This is a genomic window from Candidatus Planktophila sp., from assembly GCF_044348745.1.
In the GTDB taxonomy this organism is placed as follows: domain Bacteria; phylum Actinomycetota; class Actinomycetes; order Nanopelagicales; family Nanopelagicaceae; genus Planktophila.
The window spans coordinates 1-5201 of the sequence record NZ_JBIKSG010000048.1; the positions used below are offsets into that span (position 1 = coordinate 1).

Below are 5201 nucleotides of genomic sequence, written 5' to 3' on the forward strand. Positions count from 1 at the left end.
ACTAGTCGGAACTCCGTACTCGAACTTAGATTCGACTCGCGCCATACTGTCATTCCTTTTGGGGACAGCAAGGTAATCACAATTAAGGGTTACTAGATTTAGCAGATTGTTCTGATCTCGGGCTTACCGTCGTAAGTGGGTGGTGAGGGACTCGAACCCCCGACCCGGTGATTAAGAGTCACCTGCTCTACCAACTGAGCTAACCACCCGAGGCATTCATGCGTGGGAAACGCTTGAATGCAGGGGGAAACCTATCAGGAAGTTACGCCTTGTCGCACATCCCTAACTCCCGCATACTGGGCGTGTGAGTCACATAGAAATCAGGATTGCCCTAGTTCTGAGCCTTTTATTGGCAGGGATGACTCCTGCAAAAGCTGAATCAGTTACCTCTGGTTTAGCCGTTATTGAGGCTCAGGTGACAAAGGGCCGGGCTCCAAAAACTGGATACACACGCGCTCAATTTGGCCCTGATCTCACCAAGTCTGATTTTGATCGCAATCGGTGCGATACCCGAAACGATATTTTGAAGCGAGACTTGACCAAAATTGTGGTGAAAGAAAAAACCAAGTCCTGCGTTGTGATGAGCGGAGTATTGGTTGATCCTTTTTCGGGGGAGACTCTTAATTTTGTTCAAGGCGTAAAAACAAGTAGTGATATTCAGATAGATCACATTGTTGCACTATCTAATGCATGGCAGACAGGTGCCTTTATGCTGACGGCAGATCAACGAAAAGCATTTGCGAACGATCCACTTAATTTATTGGCGGTAAAAGGAAAGTTGAATTCACAAAAAGGTGAAAGTGATGCAGCTACTTGGTTACCACCACTGAAAAGTTATCGCTGTGATTATGTTTCACGACAGATTGCGGTAAAGATGAAATACAAGTTGTGGTTTACCGCACCTGAAAAAGAGGCGATGATTAGAATCTTGAAAACTTGTCCTGAAAAAGCCTTACCAACTAGTTAGTGAGAACCCTTGTAACGCTCATATGATGCGTTGATTTCTAGTTCAGCTTCGACATGTCCAACCCATTCTCCACCTTGCACAGATTTTCCTGGTTCTAGGGTTTTATAGACTTCAAAGAAGTGTTTGATTTCAGAGAGTTCATAGGCAGGCACATCATTTAAATCTTGTAGATACGACTTGCGCACATCACCTGCAGCAACACAGAGCAGTTTGTCATCTCCGCCGGCTTCATCTGTCATGTTTAACATGCCGATTACACGACATGAAACAACGCAGCCTGGAAATGTTGGTTCATCAAGCATGATGAGAGCATCTAATGGATCGCCATCTTGAGAAAGAGTGTTCTTAACAAAGCCATAGTCGTAGGGATAGCGAGTAGAGGTGAAGAGCATGCGATCTAGGCGGACTTCACCAGTAATGTGGTCGATCTCGTACTTATTACGTGATCCAGCTGGGATTTCAACAACAACGTCGAAAATCATTTAGGTCCAGCTCTCTACTTGATGGTGCAAGGGTCAATCGAGATATTTAAAACTTGGGGTGAACGACGGGGCTCGAACCCGCGACATCCCGGACCACAACCGGGTGCTCTACCAGCTGAGCTACGTCCACCATGAAGTGCTAAGTCTACCCGCTGTTATGCGGTGGTTGGCTCCTCGTTTTGTGCGGAGATAAAGACAGCTTGGCGGTAATAAGCCAGCTCTGCGATTGAATCTTGAATATCACCAAGGGCTCTGTGATTGCCTGTCTTTGCTGGGGCAGCGAAGTAGGCCTTTGGAAACCATCTGCGGGTCAATTCCTTAATAGATGAGACGTCAACGGTTCGGTAATGCAGGTAATCATTGAGCAGTGGCATATCCCGTGCGATAAAGGATCTATCAACGCTGACAGAGTTACCCGCCAAAGGAGATTTGCCAGGCTGTGTTGAGGCACTTTCCAGATAAGCAATTACTTTGGCTTCAGCCTCTTGCACGGAGATGCCGTTTGGGATCTCGGTGATTAATCCTGAGGTGGTGTGCATCTGAGTGACGAAATCATTCATCCCGGCTAGCTGTTCTGCGCTCGCCTTGATGACCACATCGACCCCTTCACCGATGACATTTAAATCAGAGTCGGTCACAAGGACGGCAATTTCGACCAGGACATCCTTTTCTAGGGATAGCCCGGTCATTTCGCAGTCGATCCAGATCAGATTCGGTTGTTCATTGGCCATGGAGGCAACCTTAAGGGCAAAGGGGTGATTTCACCTTTTGTTAACCTGCTAGACACCTTTGGTCCACATAAAAAATCCCACGTAAGTACAAGATTCGGGGCATGACATTGCTTGAAAACAAGCCGGCAGATATCCCTGCTCCTCGTGAGATCACGACAAAGCCTCGTCGCTCAGATCAAATTTTCCGTGCTGTTGTCACCATTGGTGGAATGACATCCCTGGTAATTCTGGGTCTGATTGCGCTGTTCTTGTCACTAAAGGGAATTAGTGTTTTGCGTGTTGAGAAACTTTCTTTCTTAACTGAATCTAAATGGGAAGTATTGCAAGATGCCGAGGGCAAAATTGCCGAAAGCACCTTCGGGCTTGGTGCAATGCTTATTGGAACATTCTTAACCGCATTTATTGCGGTAATTGTTGGCGTTCCTATCGCAGTCTTGAGTGCTTTGTATTTGACTTTCTATGCTCGTGGACCAGTGAAGAAGATACTAATTTCTTTAATCGATCTTATGGCTGCATTCCCCTCACTTCTTTTTGGTTTTTGGGGCTTCATAGTTTTGATGAGTAGCGCGGAATATTGGGCAAAGCTTCTCAATAAATATTTGGGCTTTATTCCAATCTTTGATGTTCCAGCTCCAATCTTTGAGCGCTCACCATTTATTGCAGGATTGGTTCTTGCAATTATGATCATTCCAATCGTTACTGCGATTTCTCGAGAAGTATTTGATCAAACACCATTGGATCGAGTGCAGGCTGCTTATGCGTTAGGGGCATCAAAACTTGCAATGATTCGTGCAGTTGTAATTCCTTACGGCCGTGGCGGCGTGGTGGGCGGTGCGATGCTTGGCCTTGGCCGCGCGATGGGTGAAACTGTTGCGGTTTACACAGTGCTTAACGTTGTTTATCAGATTAACTGGCAAACTCTTTTCGGTGCTGGAGGAAACGTTGCTTCACTTATTCTTCTGAAGTTCGGTGAAGCTGGCCCAGAAGAAGTTAATGCACTGATGGCTGCCGGCCTTGTCTTGTTCCTACTAACGCTGATTGTGAATGCTATCTCGGATGTTCTAATCAATAGGTTTGGAAAGAAGGGGCGATGACTCAAACCACAATTCCAAAACCTCAAAAACCTTGGGGCACATCCATCGCTCAACGCATGGCTACCGCTGGCATATTGGCTTTGGCCGGTGTTCTTGCAGCCGGCGCTATTGAGTTCACCGGACTTAGTGGCAAGTTGGGTTTTGCTGCAGCGTACTTTTTCTTCGCAAGCCTTTTGATCTTTCTTCAGCAACTGAGACTTCGAGATTTAGCAGCCGCAAAGGATTCATTACTAAGTAGCTTTGCATTTCTTGCAATGACTTTAACCTTGATTCCAATTGTGAGCATTGTGATGACGGTGGTTCTAAAGGGTTACAAGGGAATTCACTTTGGCATGTTTGTAAATGACATGACAATGGCATCCGTGAATGACCCTGTTCAGTCAGGTGGACTTTTACATGCACTAGTTGGAACCATCATTATGGTGGGAGTTGCCCTGATCTTTAGTTTCCCGATTGGTCTCTTGACCGCACTTTATTTAACTGAGATTCGCGGAAAATTAACTCGACCAATTAAATTTCTTGTTCAAGCAATGAGTGGTGTGCCATCAATCGTTGCCGGATTATTTATTCTTTCGATTTTAGTTATTCCAGTAACCCAAGAGTTAACCGGCCTGATGGGGTCACTGGCATTGAGTATTTTGATGATTCCAACAATTGCGCGCACCGCTGAAGAAATGCTTCGTTTAATTCCAAATGAACTTCGAGAAGCTGGCGTCGCACTGGGAGCTACTCAGTGGCGCACTGTTTCTGGTGTGGTGGTTCCTGCAGCCAAGAGCGGTTTAGTTACCGCTGTGATCCTCGGAATCGCTCGCATTATTGGTGAAACTGCTCCACTTCTTCTCGTTTCTGGTGGAGCAGACGCCCTTAACTTGAATCCGACCACAGGCCCAATGGGCTCGCTACCGTTTTATATTTGGAAGGCATTCCTCACGGGTGGAACAGAAGAGGCCTATGCCAGAGCTTGGGGCGGCATGCTGATCTTGTTAATCCTGATTGTGGTTCTATTCGGACTTGCTCGGTACTTAAGCGGTAGAAAGGCAGTTTGAGATGACACCAACAGAGAATTCAAACAACGACAATATGGAGAAAAAAATGCAGACAACGACGCCATCATCTCTTGCATCTGTTGCAGGCAATCGTGAGCAACGAGTCCCAGGGACCAACCTTCTTGGCACTGGTCTTGAGACACGAGGGGTTCACGCATGGTTTGGTACTAAGCATGTGCTCTCAGATGTTTCGCTGGACTTTGCTGCCGGTACCGTCACTGCATTAATCGGACCTTCAGGATGCGGAAAATCAACATATTTGCGCACACTTAACCGTATGCATGAATTCATTCCAACGGCTGCACTTGCTGGTGAAGTTCTATTGGACGGCAAAGATATTTACGCACCAGGAACTGATGTGACAAAGATTCGCTTGCGCGTTGGAATGGTTTTCCAGAAGCCAAACCCATTCCCATCTATGACCATCGGTGAGAATGTTTTGTCTGGACTCAAACTTGCTCAGTTGAAGAAAAGTAATACAGATGAGTTGCTCGAGTCATGTCTCGTACGTGCAGGGCTATGGAGTGAAGTAAAGGATCGCCTTGGCGAGCACGGAGGAGCGCTGTCTGGTGGACAGCAACAACGTTTGTGTATTGCACGTGCTTTGGCTGTTGAGCCTCAGGTTCTTTTGATGGATGAGCCATGTTCTGCCCTTGATCCCGGATCAACTTTTAGAATTGAACAGACAATTTCAGAACTTGCTAAATCAATGACAATCGTCATCGTGACTCACAATATGCAGCAAGCTGCTCGTGTCGCTGACTACACCGCATTCTTCTTATCTGACGGCGGTCCAGGAATCATGGTTGAGACCGCTCCAACGAGCAAGATCTTCTCCTCGCCAACTGATAAGCGCACAGAGGATTACGTAACAGGACGTT

6 protein-coding genes and 2 tRNA genes are annotated in these 5201 nt (G+C 46.6%); 4 read left to right on the forward strand and 4 right to left on the reverse strand.

Annotation, left to right across the window (positions count from 1 at the left end; all coding sequences use genetic code 11):
• Positions 1-136: 136 nt before the first annotated feature.
• Positions 137-209: transfer RNA gene (locus AC9UH7_RS06020), tRNA-Lys, on the reverse strand.
• 95 nt (positions 210-304) lie between these two features.
• Here AC9UH7_RS06020 and AC9UH7_RS06025 point away from each other — a divergent pair.
• The gene (locus AC9UH7_RS06025) at positions 305-967 is read left to right on the forward strand and encodes an HNH endonuclease family protein (RefSeq protein WP_509596224.1); all 663 of its coding nucleotides are present in this window, start codon (positions 305-307) and stop codon (positions 965-967) included.
• On the opposite strand, the gene AC9UH7_RS06030 is transcribed toward AC9UH7_RS06025, so the two are convergent.
• From AC9UH7_RS06030 to orn, 3 genes are all read right to left on the reverse strand, one after another.
• On the reverse strand, positions 964-1449 hold the full coding sequence (locus AC9UH7_RS06030; RefSeq protein ID WP_509596226.1) for an inorganic diphosphatase: 486 nt from the start codon (positions 1447-1449) through the stop codon (positions 964-966). The genes AC9UH7_RS06025 and AC9UH7_RS06030 overlap by 4 nt on opposite strands.
• A 54-nt stretch (positions 1450-1503) precedes the next feature.
• A tRNA-His gene (locus AC9UH7_RS06035) sits at positions 1504-1579 on the reverse strand.
• Positions 1580-1604: 25 nt separating this feature from the next.
• Complete coding sequence (orn, locus tag AC9UH7_RS06040) at positions 1605-2180, reverse strand: oligoribonuclease (RefSeq protein ID WP_509596228.1); 576 nt, start codon at positions 2178-2180, stop codon at positions 1605-1607.
• A 101-nt stretch (positions 2181-2281) separates the two neighbouring features.
• Between orn and pstC the strand changes: the two genes are divergently transcribed.
• The 3 genes from pstC to AC9UH7_RS06055 form a co-directional block, all read left to right on the forward strand.
• Complete coding sequence (pstC, locus tag AC9UH7_RS06045; RefSeq protein WP_509596230.1) at positions 2282-3274, forward strand: phosphate ABC transporter permease subunit PstC; 993 nt, start codon at positions 2282-2284, stop codon at positions 3272-3274.
• On the forward strand, positions 3271-4320 hold the full coding sequence (gene pstA, locus AC9UH7_RS06050; RefSeq protein ID WP_509596232.1) for a phosphate ABC transporter permease PstA: 1050 nt from the start codon (positions 3271-3273) through the stop codon (positions 4318-4320). The genes pstC and pstA overlap by 4 nt, the downstream gene beginning before the upstream one ends.
• Positions 4321-4366: 46 nt before the next feature.
• Positions 4367-5201 (forward strand): phosphate ABC transporter ATP-binding protein (locus AC9UH7_RS06055; protein WP_509596234.1); only part of this gene is annotated, 835 nt, incomplete at its 3' end.

What these genes read in the sequence shown, in the direction of transcription:
- AC9UH7_RS06030 (WP_509596226.1), bottom strand. Translation starts at nt 1,449, where the DNA reads ATGATTTTCGACGTTGTTGTTGAAATCCCAGCTGGATCACGTAATAAG.
- orn (WP_509596228.1), bottom strand. Translation starts at nt 2,180, where the DNA reads ATGGCCAATGAACAACCGAATCTGATCTGGATCGACTGCGAAATGACC.
- pstC (WP_509596230.1), top strand. Translation starts at nt 2,282, where the DNA reads ATGACATTGCTTGAAAACAAGCCGGCAGATATCCCTGCTCCTCGTGAG.
- pstA (WP_509596232.1), top strand. Translation starts at nt 3,271, where the DNA reads ATGACTCAAACCACAATTCCAAAACCTCAAAAACCTTGGGGCACATCC.